The following is a 16,929-nucleotide window of genomic DNA, read 5'->3' as shown; positions in this document are numbered from 1 at the left end:
TTTTTATTGCCAAGCATATCAATAATTGGTTCAGTGAACCAATTTTGATTGCATAACTATAAAAGTGTATTCCGGAAACCTTTTGTAGAAGAGAAAACTGAAATGATCATGAAAAAAAGGAGAGAGATACGGATGGAGAATGAAGCAAACAAAAAATATTTATCAGTTCCAAAGAAAATAGCATATGGTTCGGGGGACTTTGGATCGAATTTCTTTTATATGCTGGTTTCATCGTTTATGATGCTGTATCTGACAGATTCTGTCGGATTAAATGCAGGCGTTGTAGGAACGCTTATGATGGTGAGTAAACTGCTGGATGGGGTTACTGATGTCTTTTTCGGCAGTCTGATCGATAAGACACACAGCAAAATGGGAAAGGCAAGACCGTGGATGTTCTTTTCGGCAATACCGCTTGCTTACTTTGGCGAAGGAAAGAGCTATACAGAGTTTACTTATTCGGATCTTTCTGTTACAGAAGAGACCGACAGCCGGGGAAAGGTTGATGTGTTCTGTACACTTACCAATGCAGGAAAAAGAGATGGAGAGGAAGTCGTACAGCTATATTTTACAGATGAAGTGGCAAGCATGATAAGACCTGCGAAGGAGCTGGCAGGATTTTGCAGAGTCTTTATCAAAGCAGGAGAGAGCAAACGAATTCATTTTTCTATGAATACCGATCAGACGGCATTTTTAGATTCGCATATGCAGTGGATCGTGGAAGCCGGAGAAATCACGGTTGGAGTGGGTGGTTCATCGGAAGAGATACAGCTCACCGGAAAATTTGTGATCACAGATACTGCAGTGATTGATGGAAAAACAAGAGGCTTTTATGCCAAGAGTAATATCGTAGATTAACAAACGGGGTGAAATAATGAAAAAAGCAGCATTTACTGAAAACTGGACATGTAATGGGACGTCTGTGATCGTGCCGCATGATGCGATGATCCATGAAAAGAGAACTGCAGATGCAGCAGGGGGCAGTGCGCACGGATATTTTCCGGGAGGGATATATACCTATGAGAAAAAATTCTTTATTCCGGCAGAGTGGAAGGAGAAATATCTGGCGGTAGAGTTTGAGGGCGTATACAAAAACGCAGAGGTCTTTCTGAATGGGAAAAAGCTTTATGAAAGACCGTATGGTTATGTTCCGTTTCTGGTACGATTAGATGAGAATGCAAACTATGGGGAGGAGAATCTTCTGACTGTAATTGCAGATAACTCGAAGCTTCCGAACAGCCGGTGGTATACAGGAAGCGGAATTTACCGTCCGGTGAATCTGTATCTGTCTGAGAGGACACATATTAGTTATCAAGGGGTAAAAATCACGACGCTGTCCTGCAAACCGGCAAAGATAAGGATAGAAGGAAAGCTGGAAGGAATTGACAGTGCGAAAGAATATGGTGTCCGTATGCAGATACAGGACGGAGAAACTACCATAGCAGAAAAGTTTGTAAAGGTAAATGCTGCGCAATCAGGGAATGAAAAAGCGACTGCTGTAGCAGAGATCGAGCTGCCAGAGGCAAGGCTCTGGGATGGGGAATCTCCGAATCTTTATCTTGCTAAGATCATACTTGAAGAGGGCGAAAAAATACTGGATACAGCAGAAGAGAGGTTTGGTATCCGTAAGCTTTCCTGGAGTACGAAGGGATTTTTTGTAAATGGAAAAGCGACGCTTCTGAGAGGCGGCTGTGTCCATCATGACAATGGGATCCTGGGAGCGGCAAGCTGGGAAAAAAGTGAGAGAAGACGTGTGAAGATCATGAAAGAAGCCGGATTTAATGCCATCCGAAGCTCTCATAATCCTGCCGGTGAAGCAATGCTGAGAGCGTGTGATGAACTGGGAATGTATGTTATGGATGAAACCTTTGATACCTGGTACAACCGAAAAAATAAATATGATTATGGATGTGATTTTGAAGCATGGTGGGAAGCGGATACGACTGCCATGGTCGAGAGAGATTATAATCATCCTTCGGTCATTCTATATTCGATCGGAAATGAGGTTGCAGAACCTTGTGAAAAGAAGGGACTTCAGGTTGGAAGTGCTATGATAGAATGCATACACAGTCATGACCATACTCGTCCGGTTACCTGTGGAACCAATCTGATGGTGATGGGCAGAGCTGCAAAGGGGCAGGGGATTTATCAGGATGGCGAGACAAATACGACATCCTCATCCAAAGAACAAAAGAAAGAAAGCAATAACAGCCTGGCGTTTAATATTATGGCTTCGTTTATCGGAAGCGGCATGAATAAGGGCGGAAATTCAAAAAAGGTGGATGCGATCTCCAGTCCGTTCCTGGATTGTCTGGATATAGCAGGTTATAATTACGGCTCCGGAAGATATCCGCTGGAAGGGAAAGCACATCCGGAGAGAATTGTGTTTGGAAGCGAGACTTTTCCACAGGATATCTGGAAAAACTGGAAAATGGTAAAAAAATATCCGTATCTGATCGGTGATTTTATGTGGACAGCATGGGATTATCTTGGTGAAGCAGGAATCGGAGCGTGGAGCTATACCGGAGGTATGCCGTTTAACCGTCCGTATCCGTGGCTGCTCGGAGGTGCCGGGGTGATCGATATTCTTGGAAATCCAGATGCCTCATGTCGGTATGCGGCAGTCGTCTGGGAGAAAAATAGTAAACCAGTCATCGGAGTCAGACCGGCAAATCATCCGGGAGTACGTGTCAGCAAGTCGGTCTGGAGAGGGACGAATGCGATAGAAAGCTGGTCCTGGTCAGGCTGTGAAGGGAATAAGACGATCGTAGAGGTTTACGGAAACGGTGCGACGGTAAAATTGTATCTGAATAACAAACTGATCGGCAAAAAGAAGCTGAAGCAGTGTAAGGCATTGTTCTCTGTAAAATATAAGTCCGGAAGCTTATGTGCCATCCAATACGACGCGCAGGGAAAAGAAATCGGAAGAAGCAGACTCCTTTCGGCAGAGGGGGAAAAGCGAATTTCGGTTTGCCCGGAAGAGAAGCAGGTGAAAGTAGGAGATATTGTCTATGTGGATATCTCTGTCAAAGGCGCAAATGGCGTGGTAGAGTCGGCAGCTGATGAGCAGCTGAACTGCAGGGTAAAGGGAGGCGTGCTTCTGGGATTTGGAAGTGCAGATCCATGTACCACAGAGGCATATGATACAGGAAAATTTAAGACATATTATGGAAGGGCACAGGCGGTCGTCTATACGCCAGAAACCGGAACAATCCGTGTGGAAGCAGAAGGAGAACATTCCCGCGGAGAAGCTGTGATTGAAGTGGTATAAATACCTGTTTGTATGTATAGATGAAATAAGAAAAGAGGACATCACTTTGAGAAAAAGTGAGATGTCCTCTTTTTAGGTGAAATTATTTATTCATCAATCCCGCTCCGGCTTTCCAGGCGGTAGCAACGCGCTTTCCGGTAGAATAGTATCCACTTTGGAACTGATCAAACATCAGAGCCTGCAGTTTTTTCGGATCTACCTTTCCATTTTCGGAGAGAACAGATTCCTCAGCTTTTACATTGACGATTTTGCCAACGATTCCTGAGATGTGCTCCGTATCGACGAATTCCAAAAGCTCACACTCCATTACAACAGGAAATTCTTCGATGATCGGAGCGTGTACCTTATCACTTTTTACAGCGTGATATCCGGTACGCTCAAATTTGTCATCGATTTTATTGCCGGAAGCGATTCCGAAGAAATCTGCCACGTCTACATGCGCTTCGTCAGCAAGTGCTACAGTGAATGCCTTGCTTTCCTTGATATTTAACCAGGTCTTTTTGCCTTCTCCGATGAAAAGGATGATCTTATCCATATCGCAGATCTGTCCCCAGGCAACATTCATTACGTTTACTTTTTCATTTGCGTCATATGCAGCTACCATCAGCACCGGCATAGGATAAACTGCAGGAACGACACCTAAATCTTTTTTCATTTTCATACCTCCGTACTATGATTCGCTTGCTTTTTTAAGAGCTCCTATTTATAATTATGTAAAGATGTGAAGAAATAACAAGTACCATCTTTTAGGTTAGGTACTTACCTGAAAGGAAGTGTAGATAAAGAATGAAAGAGTGTAAAATGAGAGATTATATTGAAAATGCAGATTTTGAAGAGACGGGGTTTAGTTATACCTTGTCTTTGATTTCTGGTAAATATAAGATGATCATTCTCTACTGTCTGATGGAATATCAGCCGGTCAGGTTTAACGAGCTGCAGCGTTATCTGGGGAAGATTTCGGATAAGACGTTAAGTCAGAATCTGAAGGAATTAGAGAAAGATGAATTGATCCACAGGGAAGCGTATCCGCAGATTCCGCCGAAGGTGGAGTATTCTCTGACAGAGCGTGGAAAATCTCTGATGGTGGTTTTGGACCAGCTTTGTATTTGGGGAACGGAGAATCGAAAATAAAATATTGCGGAGAAAATGAAAACTTGCGCTTTCTGATAAGTAGTCAATTTCTCCAATATGTGATAAAATACAACTAAATTACGACAAAATGGAGGACTATCATATGACATCAAAATCAAAGCAGGTGATCATGGCGGCGGTTGGAGCGTATCTGGTGTATACCGGCGTATCTCTGGTGCGTGAGACGATAGACGGGGAACCGAAGAACCAGATTTTGTTTATTCTGGCGGGAGTATTTTTTGCAATATTCGGACTGGCTACGATTGTTCATAATATCAGAATTATCGTAAAGGCGACAAAGGCAGAGATCCAAGCTACGGAAGCAGAAACAGAGGAGAATTCCGATACGGATGCCGAGGAAAGCGAAGAAACAGAAAAGGAATCTGTGACAGGAAAAGGTGTTGTAGATGTTCAGGTGGGAGCAGGTACAAAGGAATCTGATAAGACAGAGAAAAAAGTAGAAGTTGATCTTGGAAAAGCACAGAGTTCAGAAGAAAAAAATGCAGAGTCTGAATCAGAACTATCATCAGATGAAAAACAGGAAGACAATGAGGATGAAGAAAAGTCTGGTGAAGAGAAGATATCAGAAGAAACTGATTCATCAGATGAAAAACAGGAGGAAAAAGAATAGAAAATGCGAGTTGGAATGGGATATGATGTTCATAAACTGACGGAAGGAAGAAAACTGATTCTTGGCGGAGTGGAGATCCCATACGAAAAGGGACTTCTTGGACATTCGGATGCAGACGTACTTCTGCATGCGATCATGGATGCTCTGCTTGGGGCGGCATCACTTGGAGATATCGGAAAGCATTTTCCGGATACAGATCCTGCATACAAAGGAATTTCCAGTATTAAGCTTCTGGAGCATGTAGGAAAGCTGCTGGATGATCATATGTATGTAATTGAGAATATTGATGCGACGATCATTGCGCAGAGACCGAAGATGCGCCCGCATATCGAGCAGATGGAAAAGAATATTGCAGAAGCACTGCATATTGAAACGAATCAGGTAAATGTCAAGGCAACGACGGAAGAAGGTCTTGGATTTACCGGAAGTGGGGAAGGAATTTCTTCCCAGGCAATCTGTGCAATCGAAAAACTGACTAATTTCAGCAGTGTAGACGTAGCAGCACCTGCAGGTGGCTGCGCAGGCTGTGGAGGTTGTGCAGCAAGACAGATGTAGATCAAGTCTGAATGGAAAGGTACGGCGAAAAAGTAAAATGAAGATACTGAAAAAACTGAAGCCGGAAGAGCGTGGGCTTACAAGAACACTGTGGGAACAAGTATTTACAGAAGATACAAAAGAATTTCTGGACTATTATTACACAGAAAAGACGAAGAATAACGAAATCTATGTGATCGAGACGGATCACGATATCCGGGCGATGATGCAGCTGAATCCTTATGTAATACAGATGGGGAAAAAGGCAATAGAGAGCAGATACATTGTTGCAGTTGCAACAGAGCCTCTTTACCGGCACAGAGGTTATATGGCGGAATTATTAAGCAAGACAGCAAGAGATCTGTATCAGCAAAAAATGCCATTCTTTTTCCTGATGCCCGCAAGTGAGAAAATTTATTATCCACATAATTACCGGTTTATCTATGCAGCCGATGTGTGGAGTGTAAAAGGAACAGACGGGGAAGAACTGACAATACAGAAGATCGTGGAATTACAGAACGATTCTGGCGTGACACTCAGAAAGGCAGAGGGAAAAGACTGTAAAAAGCTGGGGGATTTTGCGGAAGAAGTTCTGGAAAAACAGAAAATACAGGTATATACCAAACGGGATGCAGCTTATTATATGCGCCTTTTGAAGGAACAGGAAAGTGAAAAAGGCGGAATCCTGATCGCAGAGCAGGATGGAGAGATGCGAGGAATCCTTGTTTTTGATGAAGAAGATGGGCTTGCAGTAAGAGAGCCATTGATCCGAAAAGGATATGAAGATGTTTTTGATAAGGCAGGAGTCATCCTCAAAAAAGAAGAAAAGAAAAAACCGTTGATTATGGCACGGCTTTTGAATATAGAAAGTCTTCTGTCTTCAATGGTGTGCAGAGAAGAGATGAATCTGGAGTTTGTTCTGTATGATCCGGTTATCCGGGAGAATAACCGTCTGTTTATGCTAAAAGGCAATGAAGAACATCTTGTAGTCCGGACAAGGACAGCGCACACCGGCAAAGATGATGCTGTGCAGAAGATTAGTGTTGATGCGCTTACATCGATCGTATTTGGCTATAAAGAGCTGGAAAAGATTGAAGAGGAAGAAAAGGAGATTTTTTCAGCAGAATTCAAAGAAGAAATCAGTAAACTGATGCCGTTTTCTCCTGTTTTTATCAACGAGATTGTCTGATAAGCGGTTGACAAAAAAGAAAAAATCGCATACTATATGTACTAGATATGAATAAAACTGAAAAGACGGAGAACGAAAAGAGTAGTTATCCTCAGAGTTCCATCAGAGAGGATCTGTCATCGGCTGAAAGCAGATCCAGGAGCAGGGATGATGAAGTGCATTCGGGAGTTGACCGGGCGAACGTGAAAGTGAAGATTTCACAAGTAGCCGGGTACGTGTGGCAGACGTTACAGGCCGTGAGAGAAAAGCAGGAGAGCTGCTTTTAATTTAGAGTGGAACCGCGGAAACTTCGTCTCTTTTTGAGACGGAGTTTTTTTATTTCACAGGAAATTCCAAATCAGAGGTGAATGAAATGGGAGTTATTTCCTATATCAAAGAAGAAATCAAAGTAGTAAAAGAACGAGATCCGGCTATCAAATCGGATATAGAAGTACTTCTGTATCCAAGCTTTAAGGTAATGCTTCATTACAGGATCGCACATAAGCTGTATCTGAAAAAGCATTATTTTCTGGCGCGCTGGGTATCGCAGCGTGGTGTAAGAAAAACAGGAATCGAGATCCATCCGGGAGCAACCATTGGAAAAGGACTTTTCATCGACCATGGAAGCGGCGTTATCATCGGCGAGACTGCAATCCTGGGCGATAATATTACACTGTATCAGGGAGTAACCCTGGGTGGTACAGGAAAAGAGCAGGGCAAGCGCCATCCAACGCTGGAAGACAACGTCATGGTCAGTGCCGGTGCGAAGGTCATCGGTTCCTTTACGATCGGAAAGAATTCCAAGATCGGAGCAGGATCTGTTGTTATAGAGGAAGTACCTCCGAACTGTACTGTTGTCGGTGTCCCGGGAAGAATTGTCCGCATGGGTGACCAGAAAGTTCCGAGTGCTGACCTGGATCAGATCCATCTGCCAGATCCGGTATTGAATGATATCCGTCAGCTTCAGACTGACAATATCCGTCTGAAGAAAGAACTGAAAGCATTGAAAGAAAAACTCGCGAAAGAAAAAATAATCGAGGAAGCATAGAAAAAAGAAGGAGTAGCTTTATGAAAGTATTTAACACACTTACGAAAAAGAAAGAAGAATTCGTTCCTCTGGAAGAAGGAAAGGTAAGAATGTATGTCTGCGGACCAACCGTATACAATTACATCCATATCGGTAATGCAAGACCGATGATCGTATTTGATACCGTCCGCCGTTATTTTGAATACAAAGGATACGATGTCAATTATGTATCGAACTTCACGGATGTTGACGACAAGATCATCAAAAAGGCAATCGAAGAACAGGTATCCGCGCAGGAAATTTCACAGCGCTATATTGCAGAGTGCAAAAAGGATATGACAGGAATGAATGTAAAGCCTGCAACCAAGCATCCGCTTGCAACAGAGGAGATCTGCGGCATGGTTGAGATGATTTCCGAGCTGATTGAAAAAGGTTATGCTTACGAGAAAAACGGAACCGTTTATTTCAGCACAAGAAAGTTTAAAGACTATGGAAAATTATCCCACAAGAATCTGGATGATCTCCGTTCCGGTGGACGTTCTCTTCTGGTAAGCGGTGAGGATGAAAAAGAAGATCCGCTGGATTTCGTACTCTGGAAGCCGAAAAAAGAAGGAGAACCTTTCTGGAAGTCACCTTGGTCAGATGGACGTCCGGGATGGCATATTGAGTGTTCTGTGATGTCGAGGAAATACCTTGGCGAACAGATTGATATCCATGCAGGTGGAGAAGATCTGATATTCCCACATCATGAAAATGAAATCGCACAGAGCGAAGCCGCTAACGGTAAAGAATTTGCAAGATACTGGATGCACAATGCATTCCTGAACATTGACAACCGCAAGATGTCAAAATCACTCGGAAACTTCCGTACGGTAAGAGAGATCAGCGAGCAGTATGACCTCCAGGTGCTTCGTTTCTTCATGCTGAGCGCACATTACAGAAGCCCGCTGAACTTCAGTGCAGAGCTGATGGAAGCATCCAAGAACGGTCTGGAGAGAATTCTCAATGCAACCGATAATCTGAAACATCTTATCGCTTCTGTGGCAGCAGAAGAGATGAGTGCCGAAGAAAAAGAAGCATTTTCAAAAACTGATGCATATGTAGAAGAATTTGAAAAAGCAATGGATGATGATTTCAATACAGCAGACGCAATCGCAGCAATCTTTGAACTTGTAAAATATGCAAATACCACTGCGACAGCAGAAAGCTCAAAGGAATATCTCCGGGGATTACTGGACAGAATCGTAAAACTCGGTGATGTCTTGGGACTGATCCTGGATAAGAAGGAAGAACTTCTGGATGCAGATATTGAGAAACTGATCGAAGAGCGTCAGACAGCAAGAAAAGCAAAAGATTTTGCAAGAGCCGATGCGATCCGTGACGAGCTTCTGGAAAAGGGAATTATCCTGAAGGATACCAGAGAAGGAGTACAATGGAAAAAAGCGTAGAATTTGAAATTGCTGACTATATAAAAGAAGTGCTTGAGATGAAAGAGGTGGAGCCGGAAGGCTATTCACCTCTTACCCTGGCTTATATAGGGGACAGCATTTATGATCTGGTCATCAAGACAAAGGTGATCAGCGAAGGCAATAAACAGGTAAAAAAATTACATCAGGAGACAAGCAGTATGGTGCAGGCGTCTGCCCAGTCAGAGATGATGCGTGTCCTTCAGCCATTGCTTACTGAAGAAGAGCATGCTGTTTACAGAAGAGGCCGAAATGCTAAATCAGTATCGCCGGCAAAGAACCAGTCACTGACCGATTACCGACGTGCAACCGGATTTGAAGCGTTGATGGGATGGCTTTACCTGAAAAGAGAATGGAAAAGAATGGCAGATCTGATCAAGATCGGTCTGGATCACTTAAGCGAATGCGAAGAAGAAAAGAAGCAGGAGAAATAGAATGGAAGAAAAAAAGATGAACAGTCAGCAGATTGAGGGAAGAAATGCAGTAATGGAAGCATTTCGCTCCGGGAAACCGATTGACAAAGTATATATTCTTGACGGATGTCAGGACGGACCGATCAGAAGTATCGTAAGAGAAGCAAAAAAGCATGATACGATCCTGAATTTTGTAACCAAAGAACGTCTGAACCAGATTTCAGAGACCGGAAGACATCAGGGGGTCATTGCACAGGCAGCGGCTTACGAGTATGCGCAGGTGGAAGATATGCTGGAGCTTGCAAAACAGAAAGGGGAAGATCCTTTCCTGATCCTTCTGGACAATATTGAGGATCCACATAATCTCGGCGCGATCATCCGTACTGCCAATCTTGCAGGTGCGCATGGTGTGATCATTCCGAAGCACCGCGCAGCAGGTCTTACTGCAATCGTTGCAAAGACATCAGCAGGTGCGCTGAATTACACACCGGTAGCAAAAGTCACCAATCTGGTGAAAACCATGGAAGAACTGAAAGAAAAGGGACTCTGGTTCGTCTGTGCAGATATGGATGGGGATGTGATGTACCGCGTGAATCTGAAAGGACCGATTGGTCTGGTAATCGGAAACGAAGGCGAAGGTGTTGGACGTCTGGTAAAAGAAACCTGTGATATGACGGCAGCCATTCCGATGAAGGGAGATATTGACTCCCTGAATGCGTCTGTGGCAGCAGGTGTCCTTGCCTATGAGATCGTGCGTCAGCGCATGAGTTAGGAAAATCGGAGAATGAAAATGGATCTGGGGAAAATGACGGATGAGCAGCTGATTGAACTGCTTCGGGAAGGTAAGACCGAGATCACGGATTATCTGATGGAAAAATACAAAGACATGGTACGCAAACAAGCGCGTGCCATGTATCTGTGGGGCGGAGAAAATGATGATCTGATCCAGGAGGGGATGATCGGTCTTTTTAAAGCGGTGCAGGATTATGAGCCGAAAGAAGGTGCAAGCTTTTCAAGTTTTGCCGGACTTTGTGTGTCACGCCAGATGTATACGGCGATTAAGGCTTCACAGCGGAAAAAACATCTGCCGCTCAATTCCTATGTGTCGATTTACGCATCTGCCAGTGACAATCCGGAGGAGAACGGGCTTTCCATAGTAGATACGATCGAAGCAGGGAAAGAGAGTAATCCGGAGCTGATGATTCTTGGAGAAGAGTATACGAATGCATTTGAAGAGGAACTGAAAGAAAAATTAAGTAAGCTGGAGCGAAAGGTGCTGTATCTTCATTTGCAGGGAATGGAATATCTGAAGATTGCAGAATTTATGGACAAAAGTCCGAAGACGATCGACAATGCCCTGCAGCGGATCAAAGCGAAAGCACGCCAGCTTCTGGAAGAAAAACGCCGGTCTGAAAAAAAGTAAAAATAAAAATTTAAAAATATTGACAAGCAAAGCAGTGATGTGCTATATTAAATGAGTCGCGAAAATGCGCAGGCTGCCTTGGCTCAGTCGGTAGAGCGTCGCCTTGGTAAGGCGGAGGTCGGCGGTTCGATTCCGCTAGGCAGCTTATATATTTAAGAAGCAGAGTTGTATTTCCGGTTGGAAGGTACAATGTCTGCTTTTTTTTCACTTGTCCGTGTGTAGAAAGTGTGATAAACTAAAGGACATGAATCAAAACTGTCCACAGGACAATGATTGAGATGCATGACAAAAAAAGACTGCCATATAATGGCAGATTATGAAGTAATAGAGAGATGCGAGGAGGAACTTCAATGGCAGAAGAAGCTGTATCAAAGAATTTTATAGAACAGGAAATTGAAAAAGATCTTGCAGAAGGCGTATACGATCATGTATGTACCCGTTTCCCACCGGAACCGAACGGATACCTTCACATCGGACATGCAAAGTCTATCCTTTTAAACTACGGACTTGCACAGAAGTATAACGGAACTTTCCATATGCGTTTTGACGATACCAACCCGACAAAGGAAAAGACAGAGTTCGTTGAGTCTATCAAAGCGGATATCAAGTGGCTGGGTGCTGACTGGGGAGATCACCTTTACTTTGCATCTGATTATTTTGATCAGATGTATGAGTATGCGATCAAACTGATCAAGAAAGGAAAAGCTTATGTCTGTGACCTGACAGCGGATCAGATCCGAGAGTACAGAGGAACTCTGACAGAGCCGGGAAAGGACAGCCCGTACCGTGACAGAAGTGTGGAAGAAAACCTGGAGCTTTTTGAAAATATGCGTGCAGGCAAGTATGCAGACGGAGAGAAGGTTCTCCGTGCGAAGATAGATATGGCATCACCGAATATCAATATGAGAGATCCGATCCTCTACCGTGTAGCCCGTATGACACATCATAATACCGGTGATAAGTGGTGCATCTACCCGATGTATGACTTTGCACATCCGATCGAGGATGCGATCGAAGGAATCACTCATTCTATCTGTACACTGGAATTTGAAGATCACAGACCGCTTTATGACTGGGTAGTAAGAGAATGTGAATTTGCAAATCCACCGCGTCAGATCGAATTTGCAAAATTATATCTGACGAACGTAGTTACAGGAAAGCGTTATATCAAGAAACTTGTAGAAGATAAGATTGTGGATGGCTGGGATGATCCGAGACTGGTTTCCATCGCAGCACTTCGTCGCCGTGGATTCACACCGGAATCTATCAAGATGTTCGTTGACCTGTGCGGAGTTTCCAAAGCGCAGAGCTCTGTAGATTATGCAATGCTCGAATACTGTATCCGTGAGGATCTGAAGCTTAAGAGAGCACGTATGATGGCAGTCCTTGATCCGATCAAGCTTGTGATCGATAACTATCCGGAAGGACAGATTGAATATCTGGATGCACCGAATAATCTTGAGAATGAAGAACTTGGAAGCCGTCAGCTTCCATTTGGAAGAGAGCTTTATATTGAGAGAGAAGACTTTATGGAAGAGCCTCCGAAGAAATATTTCCGTCTGTTCCCAGGCAACGAAGTACGTCTGATGAATGCTTACTTCGTAACCTGTACAGGATTTGAAAAGGATGAAGACGGTAATGTAACTGTTGTACATTGTACTTATGATCCAGAGACAAAGAGTGGTTCCGGATTCACAGGAAGAAAAGTAAAAGGAACGATCCACTGGGTAGAGGCAAGTACAGCACTTCCGGCAACCGTAAGACTGTATGAGAACCTGATCGACGAAGAAAAGGGTGTCTACAATAAAGAAGACGGTTCCCTGAACCTGAATCCGAATTCTCTTGCAGAGAAAGAAATCTTTGTAGAATCAAATTTTGCAGATGCAAAAGCATATGATAGCTTCCAGTTTGTACGTCAGGGATATTTTTGCGTGGATTCTCATGATTCGTCTAAAGAACATCTGGTATTTAACAGAATCGTTTCGCTGAAGAGTTCATTCAAGCTGCCAAAATAAAGAAAGCAGTCTTGCTCAGAATTTAATTGTAAATAATGTGTTAGTCGACAGTTTTTGAAAAGAAATGGCAATGAAAAACCCGGTAAGAATGAAAAATTCTTCCGGGTTTTGGTTTTATGCAGAAAATGATAAGCTGTAAGAAAAGTTCTTTCTTAAACTTCTTCTGAAGCCGGATCGGATTCTTCGGAATCAGTTTCCGGTGTCTGGGAAGCGGCTTCTGGTCCGGCTTCTGCATCGTCAGTTTTTTCTTTAGACTCTTCAGAGGTTTCTTCCTTTGCAGAAGATGGAGTAAGAGTTGTGTAACCACGCTCAGGCACTTCGCCAAGATCATCATCCAGTTCAAAATCATCCTCTTCAAAAGAGTCATCGAACTCGTCTTCCGGTTCTTCATTATGTCGGTTCTTTAACCAGTAATATGCACCGGCACCAACTGCGCCTGCGGCAGTCAGTCCGAGCAGGATTTTACCAAAATTTTTAGCCATGTTGCTGCTCCTTTCTTGATCTCGTCCTGTCAGATATGGCAGATGAGATAGTTCGTCATGAAATATAGTATACATGAATAATTTTATTGTAATACTTTTATTTGAAAAGGGAAAGTAAAATATTTATAAAAGAACCAGAAAAACAACAAAAATAAGGAAGTGTTGTACGATTATAAGCAGCTGGAATGTTGTGAAAGAATAAAAATTGTGTTACGATATAAAATAGTATCTAAAGAGAGGAAGACCGCGCATGAGAGAAATTACAAAATACCATGATACCAGTAAGACAGTCAAAGAACGTGCCAAGACAAAAGTATTTGGTGCAGTGTACAGCCATACCGCGATTATTCTTCTGCTGATTCTTCTTCAGATTGGTATTATGGTTCTCACTTTTACATATCTGGGAAATTACAGTACCTATATGAACGGAGTGATATCGCTTCTTTCTTTTATCACAGCGATTTATATTTTCAATGAAAAAGGGAATCCGGCGTTTAAGATGACGTGGATCCTGTTTGTGTTCCTTGTCCCGGTGGTCGGAGTTGGATTTTATCTGTTTACAAAAGCAGGAATCGGAACCAAATATCTGGGTGCCAGACTGGAGAAGCTTCGAGTGGAGACTGAACCTTATATGCAGCAGAATGAATATGTCGTCCATGCGATGAAAGGTGGAAGGGTTGCAAACGCCAATCTGTCACATTTCCTTTATAACCAGGTGGGATTTCCGACTTATGGGAACTCACAGGCACAGTATTTTCCACTGGGAGATGACAAATTTCCGGTTCTGATCGAAGAACTGAATAAGGCAGAAAAATTTATTTTCATGGAATATTTTATTATCGGAGAAGGATATGTGTGGGACACTGTTCTGGAGGTTCTGCGTAAAAAGGTGAAAGAGGGCGTGGAAGTACGCCTGATGTATGACGGAACCTGCAGTATCAGCCTTTTGCCGTATGAGTATCCGAAGCAGCTCCGGGAATATGGAATCCAGTGCAAGGAATTTGGACCGATCGTACCCATCCTTTCTACCAGCCAGAATAATCGGGATCACCGGAAAATCTGTGTGATTGACGGAAAGGTTGCATTTACCGGAGGTGTCAATCTGGCAGATGAATATATCAACAAGAAAGTCCGGTTCGGACACTGGAAAGATACAGCGATCAAAATCGAAGGTGATGCCGTGCAGAGTTTTACCATGATGTTCCTGCAGATGTGGAATATTACGGAGAGACAGCCGGAGGATTATGCAAAGTATCTGACAGAAAAGCAGCCGGGATTCAGCCGCAAAGATGGTTATATCATCCCATACGGAGACAGTCCGTTCGATCATGAAAATGTAGGAGAAGAAGTGTATTTCCACATTCTGAATCATGCGAAGAAGTATGTGCATATTATGACACCGTATCTGATCCTGGACAATGAGATGATTGATGCGCTGACAAGAGCTGCAAAAGGTGGAATAGAAGTGCAGATTATTATGCCACATATTCCAGATAAGCCGTATGCATTTTATCTTGCGAAGACTTATTATGAGGAACTGATCGCAGGTGGGGTAGAGATCTATGAATATACGCCTGGATTTGTTCATGCAAAAGTATTTACTTCAGACGATGATACGGCGACAGTAGGCAGTATCAATCTGGATTACCGCAGTCTTTATCTGCATTTTGAATGCGGTGTTTTCATTTACCGCAATCCGGTTGTGCGTGATATTGAAAAGGACTTCCAGGATACACTGGCAAAATGTCAGAAGGTGACGATGACGGAGGTCAGAAACCGGAGTACTTTTGTGAAAATATACGGTCAGGTTTTAAGACTTGTGGCACCGCTGATGTAGCAAGACTGTTACGGAGCATAAAATCAAGAAAAATACGGAATTTTCGGGAAGTAGCTGAAAATAAGAGTGTACTTTTTATTTGAAATGTAGTATAATTCAATCGGTGTCTTTATAAGGGACATTGATTATATTTATAAGTAGGAGTTATCCCGATGAAAAGAGGGATGACACTGTGGAGATATTTCACAGATAGCCAAGAACACGCAGGAGGATTTATTATGGTTAAAGCAGTAGTAGGTGCGAACTGGGGAGACGAAGGAAAAGGTAAGATCACAGATATGCTTGCCGAAAAAGCAGATATTATCATTCGTTTCCAGGGTGGAGCAAATGCCGGACATACAATTATCAATGATTACGGCAAATTCGCTCTTCATACATTACCGTCAGGAGTTTTCTACGGACATACAACCAGTATCATCGGCAATGGTGTCGCTGTAGATATCCCGGTTCTTTTCAAGGAAATCCAGTCAATCATTGACAGAGATGTTCCGATGCCGAAGATTCTGGTGTCAGACCGTGCACAGATGGTGATGTCTTATCACAAGAATTTTGATGCATATGAGGAAGAGAGACTGGGCGGAAAGTCGTTCGGATCTACAAAGTCTGGTATTGCACCGTTCTATTCAGACAAGTATGCAAAGATTGGTTTCCAGATCAGTGAGCTTTTCGAGGATGAAGCTGAACTTAGAGAAAAGGTAAACCGCATAGCAGAACAGAAGAACGTCATGTTGGAACATCTGTATCACAAACCGTTAATCAATCCTGATGATTTATATAAGGAACTGATGGAATACAAAGAAATGGTAGCACCGTATGTATGTAACGTTTCTCTGTATCTTAACGAAGCACTCAAGGAAGGTAAAGAAATTCTTCTTGAAGGACAGCTTGGAACATTAAAGGATCCGGATCATGGAATTTACCCAATGGTAACTTCTTCTTCTACACTGGCAGCTTACGGTGCAATTGGTGCCGGAATCCCGCCGTATGAGATCAAACAGATCGTTACAGTATGTAAAGCCTACTCAAGTGCAGTAGGAGCAGGTGCCTTTGTAAGTGAGATCTTTGGCGAAGAAGCAGATGAACTTAGAAGACGTGGTGGAGACGGCGGAGAATTCGGCGCAACAACAGGTCGTCCGAGACGTATGGGATGGTTTGACTGTGTAGCATCCAAATATGGATGCCGTATGCAGGGAACTACAGATGTAGCATTTACTGTTGTCGACGTACTTGGATACCTGGATGAAATTCCGGTATGTGTAGGATACGAGATTGACGGAGAAGTTACAACAGAATTCCCGACAACACATCTTCTTGAGAAAGCAAAACCAGTACTCAAGACACTTCCGGGATGGAAATGCGACATCAGAGGAATCAAGAAATACGAAGATCTTCCGGAGAACTGCAGAAACTACATCGAATTTATCGAGAAAGAGATCGGATATCCGATCACAATGGTTTCTAATGGACCGGGAAGACATGATATCATCTTCAGAAATAAATAGGAATGTAAAAATAGGGCAGGACTTTTTTAGTC

Annotated in this window: 16 protein-coding genes, 1 tRNA gene, 1 pseudogene and 1 other annotated feature; of the genes and pseudogenes, 16 read left to right on the top strand and 2 right to left on the bottom strand. The window is 43.2% G+C overall.

Annotated elements, in window-relative coordinates; genetic code table 11:
• Positions 1-132 precede the first annotated feature (132 nt).
• The 3 genes and pseudogenes from PGU50_RS18075 to PGU50_RS02375 all read left to right on the top strand — a co-directional run.
• Positions 133-417: pseudogene (locus PGU50_RS18075) on the top strand (MFS transporter); the annotation flags it as partial.
• A complete protein-coding gene (locus PGU50_RS18070; RefSeq protein WP_270203355.1) occupies positions 391-855 on the top strand; it encodes a fibronectin type III-like domain-contianing protein in 465 nt (154 codons plus the stop codon). The pseudogene PGU50_RS18075 and the gene PGU50_RS18070, both read left to right, overlap by 27 nt.
• Positions 856-871: 16 nt before the next feature.
• Complete coding sequence (locus tag PGU50_RS02375) at positions 872-3,268, top strand: glycoside hydrolase family 2 TIM barrel-domain containing protein (RefSeq protein ID WP_270246078.1); 2,397 nt, start codon at positions 872-874, stop codon at positions 3,266-3,268.
• 82 nt (positions 3,269-3,350) lie between these two features.
• Here PGU50_RS02375 and PGU50_RS02370 read toward each other — a convergent pair whose 3' ends face one another.
• Positions 3,351-3,923, bottom strand: a complete 573-nt coding sequence (locus PGU50_RS02370) for a flavin reductase family protein (protein ID WP_118217288.1) — start codon at positions 3,921-3,923, stop codon at positions 3,351-3,353.
• A gap of 131 nt (positions 3,924-4,054) precedes the next feature.
• Here PGU50_RS02370 and PGU50_RS02365 point away from each other — a divergent pair, with 131 nt between their 5' ends.
• The 11 genes from PGU50_RS02365 (at position 4,055) to PGU50_RS02315 (ending at position 13,076) form a co-directional block, all read left to right on the top strand.
• Positions 4,055-4,399 carry a winged helix-turn-helix transcriptional regulator gene (locus PGU50_RS02365; RefSeq protein WP_270203336.1) on the top strand — a complete coding sequence of 115 codons (345 nt, stop codon included), beginning with the start codon at positions 4,055-4,057 and terminating at the stop codon, positions 4,397-4,399.
• A 103-nt stretch (positions 4,400-4,502) separates the two neighbouring features.
• A complete protein-coding gene (locus tag PGU50_RS02360) occupies positions 4,503-5,030 on the top strand; it encodes a hypothetical protein (RefSeq protein ID WP_270246077.1) in 528 nt (175 codons plus the stop codon).
• 3 nt (positions 5,031-5,033) lie between these two features.
• Positions 5,034-5,585, top strand: coding sequence for a 2-C-methyl-D-erythritol 2,4-cyclodiphosphate synthase (gene ispF, locus PGU50_RS02355; protein ID WP_008374755.1), 552 nt, complete (start codon positions 5,034-5,036; stop codon positions 5,583-5,585).
• 37 nt (positions 5,586-5,622) lie between these two features.
• Entirely contained in the window at positions 5,623-6,753 is a 1,131-nt protein-coding gene (locus tag PGU50_RS02350; RefSeq protein WP_270246076.1) for a GNAT family N-acetyltransferase, read from the top strand.
• A 59-nt stretch (positions 6,754-6,812) separates the two neighbouring features.
• Positions 6,813-7,053, top strand: a binding site (T-box leader).
• 52 nt (positions 7,054-7,105) lie between these two features.
• Positions 7,106-7,780 carry a serine O-acetyltransferase EpsC gene (gene epsC, locus PGU50_RS02345; protein ID WP_008374760.1) on the top strand — a complete coding sequence of 225 codons (675 nt, stop codon included), beginning with the start codon at positions 7,106-7,108 and terminating at the stop codon, positions 7,778-7,780.
• A gap of 20 nt (positions 7,781-7,800) precedes the next feature.
• Positions 7,801-9,207 carry a cysteine--tRNA ligase gene (cysS, locus tag PGU50_RS02340; RefSeq protein ID WP_270246075.1) on the top strand — a complete coding sequence of 469 codons (1,407 nt, stop codon included), beginning with the start codon at positions 7,801-7,803 and terminating at the stop codon, positions 9,205-9,207.
• The gene (locus tag PGU50_RS02335; protein ID WP_117823947.1) at positions 9,192-9,659 is read left to right on the top strand and encodes a Mini-ribonuclease 3; all 468 of its coding nucleotides are present in this window, start codon (positions 9,192-9,194) and stop codon (positions 9,657-9,659) included. The genes cysS and PGU50_RS02335 overlap by 16 nt, the downstream gene beginning before the upstream one ends.
• A gap of 1 nt (position 9,660) precedes the next feature.
• The gene (gene rlmB / locus PGU50_RS02330; RefSeq protein ID WP_117556277.1) at positions 9,661-10,410 is read left to right on the top strand and encodes a 23S rRNA (guanosine(2251)-2'-O)-methyltransferase RlmB; all 750 of its coding nucleotides are present in this window, start codon (positions 9,661-9,663) and stop codon (positions 10,408-10,410) included.
• A gap of 12 nt (positions 10,411-10,422) precedes the next feature.
• Positions 10,423-11,061, top strand: coding sequence for a sigma-70 family RNA polymerase sigma factor (locus PGU50_RS02325; protein ID WP_117556275.1), 639 nt, complete (start codon positions 10,423-10,425; stop codon positions 11,059-11,061).
• Between the two features lie 72 nt (positions 11,062-11,133).
• Positions 11,134-11,206: transfer RNA gene (locus tag PGU50_RS02320), tRNA-Thr, on the top strand.
• Positions 11,207-11,411: 205 nt separating this feature from the next.
• A complete protein-coding gene (locus PGU50_RS02315) occupies positions 11,412-13,076 on the top strand; it encodes a glutamine--tRNA ligase/YqeY domain fusion protein (RefSeq protein ID WP_195250380.1) in 1,665 nt (554 codons plus the stop codon).
• A 152-nt stretch (positions 13,077-13,228) separates the two neighbouring features.
• On the opposite strand, the gene PGU50_RS02310 is transcribed toward PGU50_RS02315, so the two are convergent.
• A complete protein-coding gene (locus tag PGU50_RS02310; protein ID WP_270246074.1) occupies positions 13,229-13,558 on the bottom strand; it encodes a hypothetical protein in 330 nt (109 codons plus the stop codon).
• A gap of 250 nt (positions 13,559-13,808) precedes the next feature.
• Here PGU50_RS02310 and cls point away from each other — a divergent pair, with 250 nt between their 5' ends.
• Positions 13,809-15,395: a cardiolipin synthase gene (cls, locus tag PGU50_RS02305; RefSeq protein ID WP_181974492.1), complete on the top strand. Its 1,587-nt coding sequence runs from the start codon at positions 13,809-13,811 to the stop codon at positions 15,393-15,395.
• Positions 15,396-15,613: 218 nt separating this feature from the next.
• Positions 15,614-16,897, top strand: coding sequence for an adenylosuccinate synthase (locus PGU50_RS02300; RefSeq protein WP_117823944.1), 1,284 nt, complete (start codon positions 15,614-15,616; stop codon positions 16,895-16,897).
• Positions 16,898-16,929 lie beyond the last annotated feature (32 nt).

The sequence above is a fragment of the Coprococcus sp. AM11-30B genome (genome assembly GCF_027674365.1).
Lineage (GTDB): Bacteria > Bacillota > Clostridia > Lachnospirales > Lachnospiraceae > Allocoprococcus > Allocoprococcus comes.
Note: the sequence above shows the minus strand (reverse complement) of the source record. Positions and strands in the feature narration are given on the sequence as shown.

Coding starts and splice junctions, on each gene's coding strand:
- PGU50_RS18070 (WP_270203355.1), top strand. CDS start 391: ATGTTCTTTTCGGCAATACCGCTTGCTTACTTTGGCGAAGGAAAGAGC.
- PGU50_RS02375 (WP_270246078.1), top strand. CDS start 872: ATGAAAAAAGCAGCATTTACTGAAAACTGGACATGTAATGGGACGTCT.
- PGU50_RS02370 (WP_118217288.1), bottom strand. CDS start 3,923: ATGAAAAAAGATTTAGGTGTCGTTCCTGCAGTTTATCCTATGCCGGTG.
- PGU50_RS02365 (WP_270203336.1), top strand. CDS start 4,055: ATGAAAGAGTGTAAAATGAGAGATTATATTGAAAATGCAGATTTTGAA.
- PGU50_RS02360 (WP_270246077.1), top strand. CDS start 4,503: ATGACATCAAAATCAAAGCAGGTGATCATGGCGGCGGTTGGAGCGTAT.
- ispF (WP_008374755.1), top strand. CDS start 5,034: ATGCGAGTTGGAATGGGATATGATGTTCATAAACTGACGGAAGGAAGA.
- PGU50_RS02350 (WP_270246076.1), top strand. CDS start 5,623: ATGAAGATACTGAAAAAACTGAAGCCGGAAGAGCGTGGGCTTACAAGA.
- epsC (WP_008374760.1), top strand. CDS start 7,106: ATGGGAGTTATTTCCTATATCAAAGAAGAAATCAAAGTAGTAAAAGAA.
- cysS (WP_270246075.1), top strand. CDS start 7,801: ATGAAAGTATTTAACACACTTACGAAAAAGAAAGAAGAATTCGTTCCT.
- PGU50_RS02335 (WP_117823947.1), top strand. CDS start 9,192: ATGGAAAAAAGCGTAGAATTTGAAATTGCTGACTATATAAAAGAAGTG.
- rlmB (WP_117556277.1), top strand. CDS start 9,661: ATGGAAGAAAAAAAGATGAACAGTCAGCAGATTGAGGGAAGAAATGCA.
- PGU50_RS02325 (WP_117556275.1), top strand. CDS start 10,423: ATGAAAATGGATCTGGGGAAAATGACGGATGAGCAGCTGATTGAACTG.
- PGU50_RS02315 (WP_195250380.1), top strand. CDS start 11,412: ATGGCAGAAGAAGCTGTATCAAAGAATTTTATAGAACAGGAAATTGAA.
- PGU50_RS02310 (WP_270246074.1), bottom strand. CDS start 13,558: ATGGCTAAAAATTTTGGTAAAATCCTGCTCGGACTGACTGCCGCAGGC.
- cls (WP_181974492.1), top strand. CDS start 13,809: ATGAGAGAAATTACAAAATACCATGATACCAGTAAGACAGTCAAAGAA.
- PGU50_RS02300 (WP_117823944.1), top strand. CDS start 15,614: ATGGTTAAAGCAGTAGTAGGTGCGAACTGGGGAGACGAAGGAAAAGGT.